The following is a 17,498-nucleotide window of genomic DNA, read 5'->3' as shown; positions in this document are numbered from 1 at the left end:
AAAAGCGCAAAAAACTGCTATAACCCATCTATAAATTTGTTTATAAGCGGAGTATTGCTAGCGCGACGCCCCGCTGCCGGACTACTTCGGCGTGCAGGCCAGGGCGATGCGCATCTTGAGAATGGCGCGGTTGAACTTGACCGTGGTGTTGGTGCTTTTCCCCGCCGGCACCGTGACCTTGCGATTGCGCGGCGATTCCGGGCCGTTGGTGAAGGTTACCGAGCACACGGCATCGTTGGTGCCATAGTTATTCAGGCGGATCGAACTGATGTCGCCGTCCACATCAGAGGCGGTGTAATCAATGCTCACGCCGTCGATCTTTTTTGTCACGTCGATGGGGTAGGCAAACGCGCTCATCGGCAGCAGCGCCAGCAACACACAACAGAATTTTCTCATTCGGCAGTCTCCAATAAGGACCGCCAGCTTAGGACAAGAGGAACCCATCTTGAAAGCGCCCCGCGTTACCCTCGATCAATGGCGCACGCTGCAAGCCGTGGTCGACCATGGCGGCTTCGCCCAGGCGGCCGAAGCGCTGCACCGTTCGCAGTCCTCGGTGAGCTACACCGTGGCCCGCATGCAAGACCAGCTTGGCGTGCCGCTGCTGCGCATCGACGGGCGCAAGGCCGTGCTCACCGACGCGGGCGAAGTGCTGCTGCGCCGCTCGCGGCAGCTGGTGAAAAACGCCAGCCAACTGGAAGACCTCGCCCACCATATGGAACAAGGCTGGGAAGCCGAAGTGCGCCTGGTGGTGGACGCCGCCTACCCGAATGCGCGCCTCGTCCGTGCCCTCTCCGCCTTTATGCCGCAAAGCCGTGGTTGCCGTGTGCGCCTGCGCGAAGAGGTGCTGTCCGGCGTCGAAGAATTGCTGATAGAAGGCGTGGCCGACCTGGCGATCTGCGGTTTCAGCATTCCCGGCTACCTGGGCACGGAGATGAGCGATGTGGAATTTGTCGCCGTGGCCCACCCCGAACATGCCTTGCACCGCATGCATCGCGAACTGAGCTTCCAGGACCTGGAAAGCCAGATGCAGGTGGTGATCCGCGACTCCGGCCGCCAGCAACCGCGCGATGTCGGCTGGCTCGGCGCCGAACAGCGCTGGACCGTCGGCAGCCTGGCCACCGCTGCGGCCTTTGTCGGCAGCGGCCTGGGCTTTGCCTGGCTGCCCCGGCACATGATCGAACGCGAACTCGCCGAAGGCGTGCTCAAGCAGCTACCCTTGGAACAGGGCGGCAGCCGCCACCCGACGTTCTTCCTGTACTCAAACAAGGACAAACCCTTGGGGCCGGCCACGCAGATCCTCGTGGAGCTGCTGCGCACCTTTGACACCGCCCCCTTGGACGCGCCTTTCGCCGCCCCCCAGCAAGCCTGAAACGGAGTTCACGCATGGCCTGGTTCGACCACGAAGGATGCAGCCTGCACTACGAGGAATATGGCCATGGCACGCCACTGATCCTGATCCACGGCCTGGGCTCCAGCAGCCAGGATTGGGAGTTGCAGATTCCGGTGCTGGCCAGGCATTACCGCCTGATCGTAGTGGATGTGCGCGGCCATGGGCGCTCGGACAAACCCCGCGAGCGCTACAGCATCCGGGGCTTCACGTTCGACCTGCTGGCCCTGATCGAACACCTGGACTTGTCGCCCGCCCACGTGGTGGGCTTGTCCATGGGCGGCATGATCGCCTTCCAATTGGCGGTGGACGAACCGGCCCGGGTCAAGAGCCTGTGCATCGTCAACAGCGCGCCCGAGGTCAAGGTGCGCAGTGCCAATGATTATTGGCAGTGGGCCAAGCGCTGGAGCCTGGCGCGCGTGCTCAGCCTGGCCACGATCGGCAAGGCCCTGGGCGACCGGCTATTCCCCAAGCCGGACCAGGCCGACCTGCGCCGCAAGATGGCCGAACGCTGGGCAAAAAACGACAAACGTGCTTATCTCGCCAGCTTCGATGCGATTGTGGGCTGGGGCGTGCAGGAACAACTTTCGCGGATCACCTGTCCAACCCTGGTCATCAGCGCCGACCACGACTACACCCCCGTGGCGCAAAAACAAAACTATGTAAAACTGCTGCCCGATGCGCGGCTGGTGGTGATCGAAGATTCCCGCCATGCCACGCCCTTGGACCAACCCCAAGTCTTTAACGCTACCTTGCTTGATTTTCTAAAGACAGTCGAAACCACTACCCAGGATCACTGACCCATGCTGAAAAAAATCGCCTTCTTCGCCGGTTCTGTTCTGTTCGCTGCCAACCTGATGGCGGCCGAGCCTGCCAAGGCGCCCCACGTGCTGATCTCCACCACCAACGGCGACATTGAAATCGAACTGGACCCGGTCAAGGCGCCGATCAGTACCAAGAACTTCCTGGCCTATGTGGACAAGGGCTTCTACACCAACACGATCTTCCACCGCGTGATCCCGGGCTTCATGGTCCAGGGCGGCGGGTTCACCACGCAAATGTCGCAAAAGCCGACCGAAGCGCCGATCCGCAACGAAGCCAGCAATGGTTTGCATAACGTGCGCGGCACCTTGTCCATGGCCCGCACCAACGACCCGAACTCGGCCACCAGCCAGTTTTTCATCAACGTCGCCGACAATGCGTTCCTCGACCCAGGCCGCGACGCCGGTTATGCGGTGTTCGCCAAAGTGGTCAAGGGCATGGACGTGGTCGACATCATCGTCAACTCCCAGACCACCACCAAGCAGGGCATGCAGAACGTGCCAATCGATCCTGTCCTGATCAAGTCGGCCAAGCGCATCGACTGAGGTCTACAGGGCTTTGCGCGCATGGCCCACAAGGCCATGCGCGCCTTTGAAAGGAGAGCCCGCCCCGCGGGCGTCATACCTAATGCTCTATCGTCGTTTTGAACAACTGATCGATATTTTCCGCGACGCCCCCAGCGACGCCCCGCCCGATAAAGTCCTGCCCTTCTACCTCTATTACCTGCGCCAGGTGTGGCCGCATTTTGCCGCCTTGCTGGTCGTCGGCCTGATCGGCGCATTGATCGAGGTCGCGCTGTTCAGCTACCTCAGCCGCATCATCGACCTGGCCCAGGGCACGCCGCCCGCGAATTTCTTCCAGGTGCACAGCACCGAGCTGATCTGGATGGCCGTGGTCGCCCTGCTGCTGCGCCCGATCTTCGGCGCCTTGCACGACCTGTTGGTGCACCAGACCATCAGCCCCGGCATGACCAGCCTGATCCGCTGGCAGAACCACAGCTACGTGCTCAAGCAGAGCCTGAACTTCTTCCAGAACGACTTCGCCGGGCGCATCGCCCAGCGCATCATGCAAACCGGCAATTCCCTGCGCGACTCCGCCGTGGCGGCAGTGGACGCAATCTGGCACGTGGCGATCTACGCCATCAGTTCCCTGGTGCTATTTGCCGAGGCCGACTGGCGCCTGATGATTCCGCTGGTGACCTGGATCATCTGCTACAGCCTGGCCCTGCGCTACTTCGTGCCACGGGTGAAGGAGCGCTCGGTGATTTCCTCCGAGGCGCGCTCCAAGTTGATGGGCCGCATTGTCGATGGCTACACCAATATCACCACCTTGAAGCTGTTCGCCCATACCCAATATGAGCAGCAGTACGCCAAGGAAGCGATCATCGAGCAGACCGAAAAAACCCAGCTGGCCAGCCGTGTGGTCACCAGCATGGACATCGTCATCACCAGCATGAACGGCCTGCTGATCGTGACCACCACCGGCCTGGCCCTGTGGTTGTGGACGCAGTCGCTGATTTCCGTGGGCGCGATTGCCCTGGCGACCGGCCTGGTGATTCGTATCGTCAACATGTCCGGCTGGATCATGTGGGTGGTCAACGGCATCTTCGAAAACATCGGCATGGTGCAGGACGGCTTGAAAACCATCGCCCAGCCCCTGGCCGTGGTCGACCGCGAAAACGCGCCGCGCCTGGCGGTGCCCCGTGGCGAAGTGCGCTTTGAACAGGTGGATTTCCACTATGGCAAAAAGAGCGGGATCATTGGCGGGCTGAACCTGGAGATCAAGGCTGGCGAGAAAATCGGCCTGATCGGCCCGTCCGGCGCCGGCAAATCCACCTTGGTCAACCTGTTGCTGCGCCTGTACGACCTGCAAGGCGGGCGCATCCTTATCGACGGGCAGAACATCGCCGAGGTTGCGCAGGAGTCCTTGCGCGAACAGATCGGCATGATCACCCAGGACACTTCCCTGCTGCACCGTTCGATCCGCGACAACCTGCTGTATGGCAAGCCGGACGCTACCGACGAGGAACTCTGGGCCGCCATCCACAAGGCCCGGGCCGATGAGTTCATCCCCCTGCTGTCGGATTCCGAAGGCCGCACCGGGCTGGACGCCCACGTGGGCGAGCGCGGGGTCAAACTCTCCGGTGGGCAACGCCAACGCATCGCCATTGCCCGCGTACTGCTCAAGGATGCGCCGATCCTGATCATGGACGAAGCCACCTCGGCCCTGGACTCGGAAGTGGAAGCGGCGATCCAGGAGAGCCTGGAGACCCTGATGCAAGGCAAGACCGTGATCGCGATTGCGCACCGCTTGTCGACCATCGCGCGCATGGACCGCCTGGTGGTGCTGGAGAAAGGCCAGATTGCCGAGACGGGCAGCCATGCCGAGTTGCTCGCCCATGGTGGGTTGTATGCGCGGTTGTGGCAGCACCAGACGGGAGGCTTCGTCGGCATCGACTAAAAATCTACAGCTCAAACACAGTCCAAAATGTGGGAGCGGGCTTGCCCGCGAATGCGGTGTATCAGTCGCCAGATTCATTGACTGACACTCCGCTATCGCGGGCAAGCCCCCTCCCACATTTGATTGAGCCTCTCCCAGATTCGGGCACTGGATTTGTGCCACAACCCTGCTGTAATCAACGCAGTGCCCAGACAGGCGCTGTAGTAAGTGCAGGGAGCATCACGGTTTTACTGATTCGGTAGAGCGATCTATCAAGGACGTGTTCCATGTCTTTGTTCAAGCGTTCAGTCACGGAGAGTCTAGGTACGTTTTGGCTGGTGTTGGGCGGTTGCGGGAGTGCGGTGTTGGCCGCAGCGTTTCCGGCAGTCGGGATCGGTTTGCTGGGGGTGTCCCTGGCGTTCGGGCTCACGGTGCTGACCATGGCGTTTGCCATCGGCCATATCAGCGGTTGTCACCTCAACCCGGCAGTGTCGGTGGGGCTGGTGGTCGGCGGGAGGTTCCCGGCCAAGGAGTTACCGGCGTACATCGTCGCGCAGGTCATCGGCGGCACAGTTGCCGCGGCCTTGTTGTACTTCATTGCCAGTGGCAAACCCGGCTTTGAACTGGCGTCGGGGCTGGCATCCAACGGCTATGGCGAGCATTCGCCCGGCGGTTATTCGATGGCGGCGGGGTTTGTCTGTGAGCTGGTGATGACGGCGATGTTCGTGCTGATCATCCTCGGCGCCACCGACCACCGCGCCCCAAAGGGCCTCGCGCCCATCGCCATCGGCCTGGCCTTGACGCTGATCCACTTGATCTCCATTCCCGTCACCAACACCTCGGTCAACCCGGCGCGCAGTACGGGGCCAGCCTTGATCGTTGGCGGGTGGGCGATCCAGCAATTGTGGATGTTCTGGCTCGCGCCGATCCTGGGTGCGGTGATCGGTGGTTTTACTTATCGATGGCTGGGCAAGGAGGAGCCGGCCTGAAGCACAGCGGGCTCAGCCCTGCCGATAAGGCAGGGCTGAAATTCCTGAACTGTTTTCAGCCTTGATGGGCCTGCATGTACTGGCGCAATAGCTGATTAATACGCGTCTGATAGCCAGTACCCTGACCTTTGAACCACTCCAGGACATCCGCATCAAGTCGAATCGTGACGGCTTGTTTTACCGGAACACGTAAGTCCGCACGCTTGAAAAAGTCGGCGTCCAACTCAGGAATATCACTGGTATCGATGTCTTCGTCATTCATCTTGGCCAGGCGCTCCCAATCAGTTTTCGATGTTTGCGTCATAATATTTGGCCTCCTTCTTGGTTGCTTTTCGGGCGGAAATGATACGAATCACATCACCACTCCGTTCGGTGTATACGACCACACCCATTAACATTTTGATCCAGCCAATACTGATCCAACGCTCTTCGCCATAATCCACTCGATCATCGCGCAAGGCCAGCATTGGATGCCGAAAGATATCGGGAACGTCATTGAAATCGATGCCGTGCTTAGCAATATTGGCCTCATTCTTGGATTCATCCCATTCAAAAAGCATGGCACATCCTGTATGTACTTTTGTACATACAGGATGTGCCATTTCTTTCTTCCTTAAAAGGGCTACCAGACCACTGGCTTAGTTCTGCCGATACGGCAACGCCGCCCGCGCCTCTTCGGCATACGCCACAATCCCCACCCGTTCACGGTCCAGGAAGTCCTCCACGGCGCTCTTCAATCCCGCATGCCGCAAGTAGTGCCAAGACCGCGTAATCACCGGCTCAAACCCGCGAATCAACTTGTGCTCCCCCTGTGCCCCGGCGTCAAAGCGTTGCACGCCATGGGCGATGGCGTAGTCCATGCCCTGGTAGAAGCAGGTTTCAAAATGCAGGCGGTCGAATTCCGCCACGCAGCCCCAGTAACGGCCGTAGAAGCTGTCGCCACCGATCAGGCTGAAGGCCATGGCCACCGGCCGTGTGCCTTGTTTGGCCAGCACCACGCGGATTGCTTCGGGCATGCGCTCGGCGAGCAGGCTGAAAAACTCGCGGGTCAGGTACGGCGATTGACGGCGCACCGCATAGGTGTTGGCGTAGCAGGCGTAGACAAAATCCCACTGCACCTCGCTCAGCTCATGGCCGTGCAACCATTCGAAATCGATGCCCTGCCCGGCCACTTGTTCACGCTCTTTGCGCATCTGTTTGCGCTTGCGTGAGCTGAGGGCGTCGAGGAAGTCCTGGAAGTCGCGGTAGCCACGGTTCTGCCAGTGAAACTGACAGCCCAGACGCTGCAACCAGCCTGGCTGATTGGCCAGCGCATCATCGGCCAAACCGTCGGTGAAGTTGATATGGGCGCTGGAGAGCCCTTCAATTTCCAGATACCCCGGCAGGCTTTTGAGCAGTTCAAAACCGTCCTCGGCACTCGCCGCCAGCAGGCGTGGCCCGCTGACCGGGCTGAACGGCACGGCGGTGAGCAGCTTGGGATAGTAGTCGATGCCGGCCCGCTCGCAGGCGTCGGCCCAGCCGTGATCGAACACGTACTCGCCATAGGAGTGCCACTTGCGATAACTGGGCAGTGCCGCCACCAGCCGCTCGCCCTCCCAGTGCAGTAAGTGTTCCGGTTGCCAGCCCGAGTGCGGGCCAACGCTACCGCTGTCTTCCAACGCACTGAGGAACGCGTGCCGCACAAATGGCTGGGCGTCTGGCACCAGTGCATCCCAGGTCTGCGGGGCGATTTCGGACAGTCTGGTCAGACGTTGCAGCGGCATCGGAATCCTCATTGCTCAAGGGCGTGAAAGCCTCGCGAGTATCGCTTATCGCCGGCCTTCGCACACCCTCGAATCGCCGACAAGGCTCTAAAGCAATAGTTCCCATCATGAAAAATTTGTCATGTAGATGACATCACTTCGCCACTGCTCCGTCATAAACGATCGCGATACTGACGCCTGTTTTTAGAGCGTCTGGTGCTACCAGGCGGCTATTTTTCCGTCCGTCATCGGTCGGTTGTGTCCTGGATGGTTTGCCATCCCTCCTCACTTTCGGAGATTGATATGCGTCTTGCTTCCACTAAAACTGCGGCGATCCTGTGCGGCGGCCTGTTGCTGGCCCTGAGCGTACCGGCCAACGCTGCAGTCGACGCTAAATTGCTCGACATGCTCAAGGCCAACGGCCAGATCACCAATGCCCAGTACGGCGAGCTGCAAGCTGAGCTGGCACGGGATCAGAAAGAACAGCAGATCGCACGGCAAGCTCAACAAGAGACCAACGAACAGATCGCGGCCACCGCGAAAAAAACCAACGAACTGAGCAGCTTCGACCAGAAGCTGGCCTGGGCGGCCAAGACTCAATTCAAAGGCGACGTGCGCGTGCGCCAGGAGACCGTCAAGGTCGAAGGCTCGCCAAACAACGGTGGCAAGGACAAGGATCGCCAACGTCTGCGTGCCCGTCTGGGTGCCTACACCGAGATCAACTCGCAAGTGGACACCGGTATCCGTATCGCCACCGGCAGCAGCGACGACGCCCGTTCCACCAACGTGGACCTGGACGGCTACTTCAACAAGAAAGCGCTGTGGCTGGACCTCGGCTACATCGACTACCACCCAGACCAGATCAAGAACCTGCACGTGATCGGCGGCAAGATGCTGCAACCGTGGGTCAGCATGGGCGACGTGATCTGGGACACCGACGTGAACCCGGAAGGTCTGGCACTGACCTACAAATACCCACTGGGTGGCAGCGCCGAGCTGTTCGGCAGCGCGGGTAACTACAGCCTCAAAGACAACGTCAACGGCGAAGGCGTGCAATTTCGCAACGACATGCGCATGACGTCCGGCCAGTTGGGCGCGCGTTTCGCCGTGACCGACAACCTGAAAGTGACCTTGGGCGGTAGCGTCTACGCGTTCCAGAACGACGAAGACAGCCGCTGCCCGTCAGCCGGCTCGACCGCCTGCCTGACCCCACAGGAAACCATCCTGAACACCGTGGCCGGCAATGCCAGCGAATACCGCTTGTATGAAGGCTTCAGCCAGATCGACGTCGGCGGCCTGGCCGTACCGTTGTCGTTCTACGGTCAGTACGTACAAAACACCAAAGCCACTGAAAGCGACAAGGACACTGCCTGGTTGGTGGGTGCCAAGTCCAAAGTGTTTGGCTTGAACCTGGACTACAACTACCGCGACATCCAGCGTTATGCCGTGGTCGGTGGCTTCACCGATTCGGACTTCGCCGGCGGTGTTACCGGTTCGCGCGGTCACAAGTTCAAGGTCGGTTACGACATCGACAAGAACTTCGCCATCGGCGCCACTTACTTCCTGACCAAGGCCGATTACTCCAGCGCGACAAACTACCGCGATGCCAAGGTCAACACCTTGCAGCTGGACGCAGAAGCCAAGTTCTAAATGTGAGTGCTTGAAGCCTTGGGCCAGGACGGCCCGAGGTGGCTGCAACAGTCTTGCGTGGTTGGATCGGTCCCCATCATCCGTTCGATCCCGCCACGCGAGCCTGCTTACTCCCCGCCTTTTTGATCCTTGAGCCGCTCGGCAGCCAGCTGCTGCGCCAAGGCATCCACATCCCCCACCGGCTCGTCCGGCAGTATCTTCAGCGTGGCCTGCATCAAGCGCATCTGGCGGATAAACCGTCGGCAGTTCGGGCAAAACATCAGGTGATGACGCACCAGCAAGCGTTCACGAAAGGTCAGTTGCCCATCGAGATAGTCACTGGAACGTGCCACTTGTTCTTTACAGGTCAACATTCACCCGTTTCCTCAAAATGCTCCACCGTGGCGAAGACTTTAAGCCGTGCTCGATGCAACAGCACACGGACATTGGAGAGAGAGAGCGTCAGAAGATTACAGATCTCTTCCAACTCCAGGCCTTGGCGTTCACGCAATACCAGCACACTGCTTTGCAACTCCGACAGGCTCAGCAAGGTGTGTTCCAGGCAGTTGCGCAGTTCATCCTCGGTAAGCAGGGCTTCCGGGGTGTCCTGGTGCCAGGCGTACGGGGCGACGGCCCAGTGGCCATCATCGGGGGTAAAACGATCATCACCAATCGTGCCGTGGGGTGAAGGCAGATCATCCAGCAGCACTTCGCGGCGATTCTGCTTGTAGCGGCCCTTGGCGGCGTTGGCGGTGATGGTCAGCAGCCAGGTCTTGAGGCTGGAGCGTCCTTCGAACTTGGCCAGGTTGCGGACCACCGACAGCCAGGCATCCTGGACGATTTCATCGGCATGGCGCTGGCCGACAATGGCATAGGCCACCGCGCGCATGGCGCTCTGGTAGGTGGTGACCAATTCCTTGTAGGCCTGTTGCTCACCCTTGAGCAGGCGCTCAAGCAGGTGCGCGTCGTCGGCTGCTGCCATGGGCTACCTCAATTTCACTTTGAGAATGCGATCAATGTGGGGCCGGGCCTGAAAACTGAATACACCGCCAAGCCCGCTCCCACATTTTTGACCGCGTACTCCCGACCAATCAGCGTTTGCGCAGGATTACGCTGCCAATTGAGTACCCAGCACCAAACGAGCTAAGCACTGCCACGGCCCCCTTGGGCAAGTCGTCCTGATACTTATGGAACGCAATCACCGAACCCGCCGAACTGGTGTTGGCATAGGTATCAAGAATCACCGGCGCTTCTTCCACCGTGGCCTCGCGGCCCAGCAGTTTTTTCACGATCAGGTGGTTCATGCTCAGGTTGGCCTGGTGCAGCCAGAAGCGCTTCACGTCCGCCACGTCCAACTGGTTTTCCGCCAAGTGCACGCCGATCAGCTCGGCGACCATCGGGCACACGTCGCGGAAGACTTTGCGGCCTTCCTGCACGAACAGCTTGTCAGGCGCACCGATGCCCTCTTCCGCCGCGCGGTTGAGGAAGCCGAAGTTGTTGCGGATGTTATTGGAGAACTTGGTCAGCAGCTTGGTGCTGACCACGTCGAACTGGTGCTCGGACGTCGCCAGGTCGGCACGCTCCAGGATCACGGCAGTTGCCGCGTCGCCAAAGATGAAGTGGCTGTCACGGTCACGGAAATTCAGGTGGCCGGTGCAGACTTCCGGGTTGACCATCAGGATCGCCCGGGCCTGGCCCAGCGCGATGCTGTTGGCGGCGTTCTGGATGCCGAAGGTGGCCGAGGAACACGCGACGTTCATGTCAAAACCGAAACCTTCGATGCCCAGGGCTTCCTGGACTTCGATGGCGATAGCCGGGTAAGCGCGCTGCAAGTTGGAACAGGCGACGATCACACCGTCGATATCGGCAGCCGTCTTGCCTGCACGTTGCAGGGCCTGTTCGGCAGCGCCGACGGCCATCTGGCAGAGCACCGACCATTCGTCGTTGCTGCGCTCAGGCAAGCGTGGGGCCATGCGCTTAGGGTCGAGGATGCCTTCCTTGTCCATCACGAAACGGCTCTTGATGCCCGAGGCTTTTTCGATGAAGGCGGCGCTGGATTCAGTCAGCGCCTGCACTTCACCGCGCTCGATGGCGGCGGCGTTGTCGCTGTTGAACTGTTGCACGTAGGTATTGAAGGACTGCACCAGCTCTTCGTTGGAGATGCTGTTGGCAGGGGTGTACAGGCCAGTGCCGCTGATGACGACGTTATGCACGGTCGTTCCTCTAAATCTGTCAGGCAGGGATTGTTGGTACCTTCGTACCAAACTGTAAGTAGTCCGATTCCGCCCGGCGGACATCAAACTGGCATCGCTTTATTCCATCGCGCCGTGGCAGCAAGCGCCAGCCTGTAACGACGATCCCGGCATTTATAGGCGCGAAGTTTGCCACAACCCTCGGAATTTGGCGCTATCTGCGGACAAACACCCTTTTCCATGGGTGTACCTGAACTGTGGGAGCTGGCTTGCCTGCGATGGCGGCGGGTCAGTTTGCACATCAGCAACTGATAGACCGCTATCGCGGGCAAGCCCGCTCCCACAGGGGATTGGGATTTGGGTCTCAGGCCTCGACCAGGCTCCATTGCTTGCTCAGGCGCTTGTCGGAAATCGGCACCTTGGTGCCCAACTGCTGGCCAAACAACGACACCCGATACTCCTCCAACCACCAGCGGTACAGCTCCAGCTGCGGATCGCGCTTGCCTTCCTGGGCGTGTTTTTTCAGGCGGTTTTCATATTGCGCCCACAAGCCGCTGAGTTCGCCGCTCCACACCCGGTCCTTTTGCACCTGGCTCGGCAGTTTCTCCAGGCGCAGTTCGATGGCCTTGAGGTAACGCGGCAGTTCCTTGAACCACTGCGCCGGGGTTTCGCGGACAAAACCTGGGTACACCAGGTTGCTCAGTTGCAGCTTGATATCGTTCAAAGCCACGGCCTGGGCCAGGTCGATCTTGCCTTTGAAACGCTTTTGCAGCGCATGCCAGAGCTTCAGCACTTCCAGGGTCAAACGCGCCAGGCGCTCGGCGTGTTCGGTCCAGCTGCCGCGCTTACGCTCGGCCAAGGCGGCCAGGCCTGCGCCATCGCGCGGCAGGCTGGCTTCGCCTTCCAATACGCAGGTGTCGAGGCTGGCCAGCAGGATATCTTCCACCAGGGCGTCGATGCGCCCCAGTTCGCGGTACATCAGCCCCAGCTCTGTCAGACCGGGCAATTTGCCGCGCAGGAATTTGGCCGGTTCCGCCAGTTGCTGCATCAGCAAGCGTTGCAAGGCGCGGCGATGCTGGAACTCAGCTTCGGCCGCCGTGGAGAAACGCCCCTCCTTGACCGTGCCGTTTTCTTCCACCAGTGCCGGATAGACCGTCATCGACAGGCCGGCAATCTTCTGTTGCGTCTTCTCGGCGATAGCGGCGAACACCTTGGCTTCCACCGGCTGTTGGCTTTTCGCGGTTTGCGGCACGGCCAACGCGGCTTGGCTGGCCTCGGCGAAGCGCGCGGTCAGCTCGGCCAGGTCGCGGCCTTCGCCAAGGAACTTGCCTTGGCCATCGACCACTTCCAGGTTCATCTTCAGGTGGCTGTCCACCTGCTGCGCAGCCTCGGCCCAGGCTTCATCGCTGACCCGCGCGCCGGTCATGCGCAGCAGTTCACGGCCCAAGGCCTGGGGCAGCGAGCCTTGGCCGAATTCGATACGTTGCAGCGCCGCTTTGACAAAATCCGGCACCGGCACGAAGTTCTTGCGCAGGGCCTTGGGCAAGTTGCGCACCAGGGCGATGCACTTGGCCTCGATCAGCCCCGGCACCAGCCATTCCAGACGCTCGGGCGGCAATGCCGGCAGCAGCGGTGCCGGCACGCGCAGGGTCACGCCGTCGCGTGGGTGGTTGGGTTCGAAGTGGTAACTCAAGGCCAGGGCCAGGTCGCCCAGGTGCAGGGTGTCTGGGTAATGCGCAGCGGTGACTTCACTGGCTTCGCGGGCCAGCACGTCTTCTTCGCGCATGATCAGCAACTGCGGGTCTTTCTGGCTGTGGACCTTGTACCAGCTGTCAAAGGTTGCGGTCTGGTGGATCTCCGCCGGCAAGCGCGCATCGTAGAAGGCGTACAGGGTTTCTTCATCGGCGAGGATGTCGCGGCGGCGCGCCTTGGCTTCCAGTTCGTCGAGCTGTTCCAGCAGTTGCTGGTTGGCGGTCAGGCACTTGGCTCGCGACTGAATCTCGCCACGCACCAGACCTTCGCGGATAAACAACTCGCGCGACACCACCGGATCGATCGGCCCGTAATGCACCGGCCGACGCCCGACCACAATCAGCCCGAACAGGGTGATTTGCTCAAACGCCACCACTTGGCCGCGCTTCTTCTCCCAATGGGGTTCGAAGTGGTTCTTCTTGATCAAGTGCCCGGCCAGCGGCTCGATCCAATCGGCGTCGATCTTGGCGACCATGCGCGCATACAGCTTGGTGGTTTCCACCAGCTCGGCGGTCATCAGCCATTGCGGGCGCTTTTTGCCGATGCCCGACGACGGGTGAATCCAGAAGCGTCGCTGGCGCGCACCGAGGTAATCGCCGTCTTCGGTCTTCTGGCCGATCTGGCTGAGCAGGCCGGACAGCACCGCCTTGTGCAGTTTCGGGAAATCCGCCGGCTCTTTGTTGATCGTCAGCTGCATGTCGCGGCAGATCAGGCTGAGCTGGCGATGGGAGTCGCGCCATTCGCGCAGGCGCAAATAGTTGAGGAAGTTCTTGCGGCACCAGTTGCGCAGCGGGCTGGCGGTCAGCGCCTGGCGCTGCTCTTCAAAGCCGCGCCACAGATTGACCAGGCCGGCGAAGTCCGAATCCGCGTCTTTCCATTGTGCGTGGGCCTGGTCGGCGGCTTGCTGACGTTCCGGCGGACGCTCGCGCGGGTCCTGGATCGACATGGCGCTGGCGACGATCAGCACTTCCTGCAAACTGCCGAGCTTGGCGGCTTCCAGCAGCATGCGGCCCATGCGCGGGTCCACCGGCAGGCGCGCCAACTGGCGGCCCAACGGCGTGAGCTGGCTGTTGCGGTCCACGGCCGAGAGTTCTTGCAGCAGGTTGAAACCGTCGCTGATGGCCTTGCCGTCTGGCGGTTCGATAAACGGGAAGTCGGTGATTTCGCCAAGACGCAGGTGCAGCATCTGCAAGATCACGGCGGCGAGGTTGGTGCGCAGGATTTCCGGGTCGGTAAATTCCGGGCGGCCGATAAAGTCTTCTTCGCTGTACAAGCGGATGCAGATACCCGGCTCAACCCGGCCGCAACGGCCTTTACGCTGGTTGGCGCTGGCCTGGGAAATCGCCTCGATAGGCAGGCGCTGCACCTTGGCGCGGTAGCTGTAGCGGCTGATGCGCGCGGTGCCGCTGTCGATCACATAACGAATGCCCGGCACGGTCAGCGAGGTTTCTGCGACGTTGGTCGCCAGCACCACGCGCCGGCCCGGATGGGACTGGAAAATCCGCTGCTGCTCGGCCGGCGACAGGCGTGCGTACAGCGGCAGGATTTCGGTGTGCTTGAGCTGGGCCTTGCGCAGCATCTCGGCGGCGTCGCGAATCTCGCGCTCGCCGGGCAAGAACACCAGCACGTCGCCAGGGCTGCGCCGCTCGCTACGCTCGTAGGCGGCGATTTCATCGAGGGTGGCGAGGATCGCCTGGTCGACAGTCAGGTCGTCCTCGACGCGGTTGCCCTCCTCGTCCTGCTCCAGGGTCAGCGGGCGGTACCAGGTGTCTACCGGGAAAGTGCGGCCCGACACTTCGACGATCGGCGCATCGTCGAAGTGCTTGGAGAAGCGCTCCAAGTCGATGGTCGCCGACGTGATGATGACTTTCAGATCCGGGCGACGGGGCAACAGGGTTTTCAGGTAACCCAGCAGAAAATCGATGTTCAGGCTGCGCTCGTGGGCTTCGTCGACGATGATCGTGTCGTAGCGTTCCAGGTAGCGGTCGTTCTGGGTTTCTGCCAGCAGGATGCCATCGGTCATCAGCTTGATCAGGGTGTTGGAGTCGCTCTGGTCTTCAAAGCGCACCTGATAGCCGACCAACGCGCCCAATGGCGTGGCCAACTCTTCGGCAACCCGGCTGGCGACGCTGCGCGCCGCGATCCGGCGCGGCTGGGTGTGGCCGATCAGGCCGAATTGGCCGCGACCGATTTCCAGGCAGATCTTCGGCAACTGCGTGGTTTTACCCGAGCCGGTCTCACCGGCAATGATCAGCACCTGATGCTTGTTCAGCGCTTCTTTGATTTCATCGCGCTTGGCGGCAATCGGCAGGCTGTCGTCGTAACGAATCACCGGCAGGCTGGCGCGGCGCGCCGTGACCTGGGCACTGGACGCCTGCATGCGCGCGACCCACTGCGCCAACTTGTCCTCGTCGGGTTTCTTGCGCAGCTCAAGCAACTGCCGACGCAAGCGGTGGCGGTCGGCGAGCATGGCGTGATCGAGGGTTTTGAGCAGTTGGTCGATAGTGGGCGCTTGGTCAGTCATCAGGTACGCAAGGGTCGTCTATTTATGCCGGGGGCGGATTGTCGCAGAAAAGCGGTGGTGAGCGGCAAGCTTCAAGCGGCAAGTAAGGACAGTTCTGCTTTTACTTGCCGCTTGGAGCTTATGGCTGCTCTTTCCTCTTATACGGAAACACATCAATCACCTTGCCCGCACGAATCGCATCCTGCAGGCCTTTCCAGTAGTCGGCGTTGTACAACTCGCCGTGGAGTTGATCGAACAACTTGCGCTGGCCGGCATCGGCGAACAGGAACGGCGGGAATTCTTCGGGGAACACATCCAGCGGGCCGATGGAGTACCAGGGCTCGGAGGCCATTTCGTCCTCCGGGGTGCGCGGTGCGGGGATGTGGCGGAAGTTGGCTTCGGTGAGAAAGCAGATTTCATCGTAGTCGTAGAACACCACGCGGCCGTGGCGGGTGACGCCGAAGTTTTTCAGCAGCATGTCGCCGGGGAAGATATTCGCCGCCGCCAGTTGCTTGATGGCCAGGCCGTAGTCTTCGAGGGCTTCGCGCACCTGGGCGGGGTTGGCGTTTTCCAGGTAGAGGTTGAGGGGGGTCATGCGCCGCTCCGTCCAGCAGTGGCGGATGAGCACCGTGTCGCCTTCGACTTCGACGGTGCCAGCGGCGACTTCCAGCAGTTCGGCCAGGCACTCGGGTTCGAATTTGCCGAGGGGGAAACGGAAGTCGGCAAACTCCTGGGTGTCGGCCATGCGTCCTACGCGGTCGACGCTTTTGACCAGGCGATATTTCTCGATCACCGTGGCGCGGTTGACGTTTTTCGACGGTGAAAAACGGTCCTTGATGATCTTGAACACGGTATTGAAACCCGGCAGCGTGAACACGCTCATGACCATGCCGCGCACGCCGGGAGCCATGATGAACTGGTCGTCGGTGGTCGCCAGGTGGTTGATCAGCGCGCGGTAGAACTCCGACTTGCCGTGTTTGTAAAAGCCGATGGAGGTGTACAACTCGGCAATGTGCTTGCCCGGCAGGATGCGCCGCAGAAAGCCGATGAACTCCGCCGGCACCGGCACATCGACCATGAAGTAGGAACGGGTAAACGAAAAGATGATCGACACATCGGCTTCGTCGGTAATCAGCGCGTCGATCTGGATGCCCTGCCCTTCGCGGTGCAGCAGCGGGATCACCAGGGGCCATTGTTCGTCGCGGGTGTAGATGCGTCCTACGAGGTAGGCGCCTTTATTGCGGTAGAGCACCGAGGAAAACAGCTCGACCTTGAGGTCCGGGTCTTTGCACACCCAGTCCGGCAGGTTCTCGCGCAACTGTGCTTCAAGGCGGCGCAGGTCGGCGGGCAAGTCGGCGTAAGGCTCGCTGAAGCGATAGTCGGCGAAGATCTGCGCCAGCATCGCGGCGATATTGCCCGCGGGCGCGTAAGTGCGCGTTTGCGCCGCGCGCGCCCGGCGCAGGCTGGGCCGGGTGGTGTGGATGAACATGCAGCCGTCGCTGATCAGGTCATGGCTGAACAGGCCGCAGAAGATCGAGTTGTACCAGGTCTCGGACAGTTCATCGTCAAAGCGCAGGTCGATCAGGCCGATGTAGGCGCTTTTCACCAGGGGCCACAGGTCGATGTCCAGCAATTGGTCTTCGGCAAAGCTCGCGTGCAGGCGCGTGGTCACTTCGCCGACCTTCTCTTCATACAGGTTGATCCGCGCCGCCGACGCCGCCTGGCCCTGCTGCCACTGGGCCTTTTCGAAGCGCTCGCGAGCGCCATCGGTGATCTGGCGGAAGTGCTCGCGGTAATCATCGAAGCCATCAAGGATCATCCGGGCGATGGCGAGGGCGGGCGTGGATGGCGACATGCGGGAAACCTCTGCGGGTATCTGGAAGCACTGAGCTTAGCCAGTGTAGGAAGGCAGGAGAAGGACGATTTTTCCTGCCACGTTGTACAACTTCGTTCACCTCGTACATTTATTTTCAATTTTTTTAATTCGACCAATCGGTCAATAAACGCACCAAAAAGTCGCAGGGTGTTTTCTGCACACGCCTG

Annotated in this window: 15 protein-coding genes; 6 read left to right on the top strand and 9 right to left on the bottom strand. The window is 60.7% G+C overall.

The genetic code is table 11. The features are described 5' to 3' along the window. Positions 1 to 81: 81 nt before the first annotated feature. A complete protein-coding gene (locus tag J1G37_RS11450; protein WP_207041784.1) occupies positions 82 to 396 on the bottom strand; it encodes a 3-phosphoglycerate kinase in 315 nt (104 codons plus the stop codon). Between the two features lie 49 nt (positions 397 to 445). Between J1G37_RS11450 and J1G37_RS11445 the strand changes: the two genes are divergently transcribed. The 5 genes from J1G37_RS11445 (at position 446) to aqpZ (ending at position 5,637) form a co-directional block, all read left to right on the top strand. Continuing rightward, positions 446 to 1,369: a LysR family transcriptional regulator gene (locus tag J1G37_RS11445; RefSeq protein WP_207041782.1), complete on the top strand. Its 924-nt coding sequence runs from the start codon at positions 446 to 448 to the stop codon at positions 1,367 to 1,369. Positions 1,370 to 1,383: 14 nt separating this feature from the next. Beyond that, the gene (locus tag J1G37_RS11440) at positions 1,384 to 2,187 is read left to right on the top strand and encodes an alpha/beta hydrolase (RefSeq protein ID WP_207041780.1); all 804 of its coding nucleotides are present in this window, start codon (positions 1,384 to 1,386) and stop codon (positions 2,185 to 2,187) included. A gap of 3 nt (positions 2,188 to 2,190) precedes the next feature. Beyond that, complete coding sequence (locus J1G37_RS11435) at positions 2,191 to 2,754, top strand: peptidylprolyl isomerase A (RefSeq protein WP_017735360.1); 564 nt, start codon at positions 2,191 to 2,193, stop codon at positions 2,752 to 2,754. Positions 2,755 to 2,836: 82 nt separating this feature from the next. Next, a complete protein-coding gene (locus tag J1G37_RS11430; RefSeq protein ID WP_207041778.1) occupies positions 2,837 to 4,669 on the top strand; it encodes an ABC transporter ATP-binding protein in 1,833 nt (610 codons plus the stop codon). 266 nt (positions 4,670 to 4,935) lie between these two features. Next, positions 4,936 to 5,637, top strand: a complete 702-nt coding sequence (gene aqpZ, locus J1G37_RS11425; protein ID WP_207041776.1) for an aquaporin Z — start codon at positions 4,936 to 4,938, stop codon at positions 5,635 to 5,637. Positions 5,638 to 5,692: 55 nt separating this feature from the next. Here aqpZ and J1G37_RS11420 read toward each other — a convergent pair whose 3' ends face one another. From J1G37_RS11420 to J1G37_RS11410, 3 genes are all read right to left on the bottom strand, one after another. Next, complete coding sequence (locus J1G37_RS11420; RefSeq protein WP_026136614.1) at positions 5,693 to 5,941, bottom strand: BrnA antitoxin family protein; 249 nt, start codon at positions 5,939 to 5,941, stop codon at positions 5,693 to 5,695. Continuing rightward, positions 5,919 to 6,197, bottom strand: a complete 279-nt coding sequence (locus J1G37_RS11415; protein WP_124526593.1) for a BrnT family toxin — start codon at positions 6,195 to 6,197, stop codon at positions 5,919 to 5,921. Before J1G37_RS11415 ends, J1G37_RS11420 begins: the two co-directional genes overlap by 23 nt. Positions 6,198 to 6,275: 78 nt before the next feature. Then, positions 6,276 to 7,400 carry a GNAT family N-acetyltransferase gene (locus tag J1G37_RS11410; protein WP_207041774.1) on the bottom strand — a complete coding sequence of 375 codons (1,125 nt, stop codon included), beginning with the start codon at positions 7,398 to 7,400 and terminating at the stop codon, positions 6,276 to 6,278. Positions 7,401 to 7,682: 282 nt separating this feature from the next. On the opposite strand from J1G37_RS11410, the gene J1G37_RS11405 reads away from it, so the two are divergent. Beyond that, positions 7,683 to 9,029: a putative porin gene (locus tag J1G37_RS11405; protein WP_207041772.1), complete on the top strand. Its 1,347-nt coding sequence runs from the start codon at positions 7,683 to 7,685 to the stop codon at positions 9,027 to 9,029. A gap of 107 nt (positions 9,030 to 9,136) precedes the next feature. Here J1G37_RS11405 and J1G37_RS11400 read toward each other — a convergent pair whose 3' ends face one another. The 5 genes from J1G37_RS11400 to aceK form a co-directional block, all read right to left on the bottom strand. Further along, complete coding sequence (locus J1G37_RS11400) at positions 9,137 to 9,382, bottom strand: zf-HC2 domain-containing protein (RefSeq protein WP_017735354.1); 246 nt, start codon at positions 9,380 to 9,382, stop codon at positions 9,137 to 9,139. After that, a complete protein-coding gene (locus J1G37_RS11395) occupies positions 9,376 to 9,990 on the bottom strand; it encodes an RNA polymerase sigma factor (RefSeq protein ID WP_207041770.1) in 615 nt (204 codons plus the stop codon). The genes J1G37_RS11400 and J1G37_RS11395 overlap by 7 nt, the downstream gene beginning before the upstream one ends. Positions 9,991 to 10,099: 109 nt before the next feature. Beyond that, positions 10,100 to 11,221 carry a beta-ketoacyl-ACP synthase III gene (locus tag J1G37_RS11390; RefSeq protein WP_207041768.1) on the bottom strand — a complete coding sequence of 374 codons (1,122 nt, stop codon included), beginning with the start codon at positions 11,219 to 11,221 and terminating at the stop codon, positions 10,100 to 10,102. A gap of 343 nt (positions 11,222 to 11,564) precedes the next feature. Then, positions 11,565 to 15,476 (bottom strand): ATP-dependent RNA helicase HrpA, encoded by a 3,912-nt coding sequence (gene hrpA / locus J1G37_RS11385; protein WP_207041767.1) that lies wholly within the window; start codon positions 15,474 to 15,476, stop codon positions 11,565 to 11,567. A 118-nt stretch (positions 15,477 to 15,594) separates the two neighbouring features. Continuing rightward, positions 15,595 to 17,310 (bottom strand): bifunctional isocitrate dehydrogenase kinase/phosphatase, encoded by a 1,716-nt coding sequence (gene aceK, locus J1G37_RS11380; protein WP_207041765.1) that lies wholly within the window; start codon positions 17,308 to 17,310, stop codon positions 15,595 to 15,597. Positions 17,311 to 17,498: the final 188 nt, after the last annotated feature.

The organism is Pseudomonas sp. Marseille-Q1929 (assembly GCF_017316265.1).
GTDB lineage: Bacteria > Pseudomonadota > Gammaproteobacteria > Pseudomonadales > Pseudomonadaceae > Aquipseudomonas.
The sequence above is the reverse complement of the archived record's forward strand: the minus strand, read 5'-3'. Positions and strand labels throughout refer to the sequence as shown.

Coding starts and splice junctions, on each gene's coding strand:
- J1G37_RS11435 (WP_017735360.1), top strand. CDS start 2,191: ATGCTGAAAAAAATCGCCTTCTTCGCCGGTTCTGTTCTGTTCGCTGCC.
- J1G37_RS11450 (WP_207041784.1), bottom strand. CDS start 396: ATGAGAAAATTCTGTTGTGTGTTGCTGGCGCTGCTGCCGATGAGCGCG.
- J1G37_RS11395 (WP_207041770.1), bottom strand. CDS start 9,990: ATGGCAGCAGCCGACGACGCGCACCTGCTTGAGCGCCTGCTCAAGGGT.
- J1G37_RS11405 (WP_207041772.1), top strand. CDS start 7,683: ATGCGTCTTGCTTCCACTAAAACTGCGGCGATCCTGTGCGGCGGCCTG.
- hrpA (WP_207041767.1), bottom strand. CDS start 15,476: ATGACTGACCAAGCGCCCACTATCGACCAACTGCTCAAAACCCTCGAT.
- J1G37_RS11400 (WP_017735354.1), bottom strand. CDS start 9,382: ATGTTGACCTGTAAAGAACAAGTGGCACGTTCCAGTGACTATCTCGAT.
- J1G37_RS11430 (WP_207041778.1), top strand. CDS start 2,837: ATGCTCTATCGTCGTTTTGAACAACTGATCGATATTTTCCGCGACGCC.
- J1G37_RS11415 (WP_124526593.1), bottom strand. CDS start 6,197: ATGCTTTTTGAATGGGATGAATCCAAGAATGAGGCCAATATTGCTAAG.
- J1G37_RS11440 (WP_207041780.1), top strand. CDS start 1,384: ATGGCCTGGTTCGACCACGAAGGATGCAGCCTGCACTACGAGGAATAT.
- aqpZ (WP_207041776.1), top strand. CDS start 4,936: ATGTCTTTGTTCAAGCGTTCAGTCACGGAGAGTCTAGGTACGTTTTGG.
- aceK (WP_207041765.1), bottom strand. CDS start 17,310: ATGTCGCCATCCACGCCCGCCCTCGCCATCGCCCGGATGATCCTTGAT.
- J1G37_RS11410 (WP_207041774.1), bottom strand. CDS start 7,400: ATGCCGCTGCAACGTCTGACCAGACTGTCCGAAATCGCCCCGCAGACC.
- J1G37_RS11420 (WP_026136614.1), bottom strand. CDS start 5,941: ATGACGCAAACATCGAAAACTGATTGGGAGCGCCTGGCCAAGATGAAT.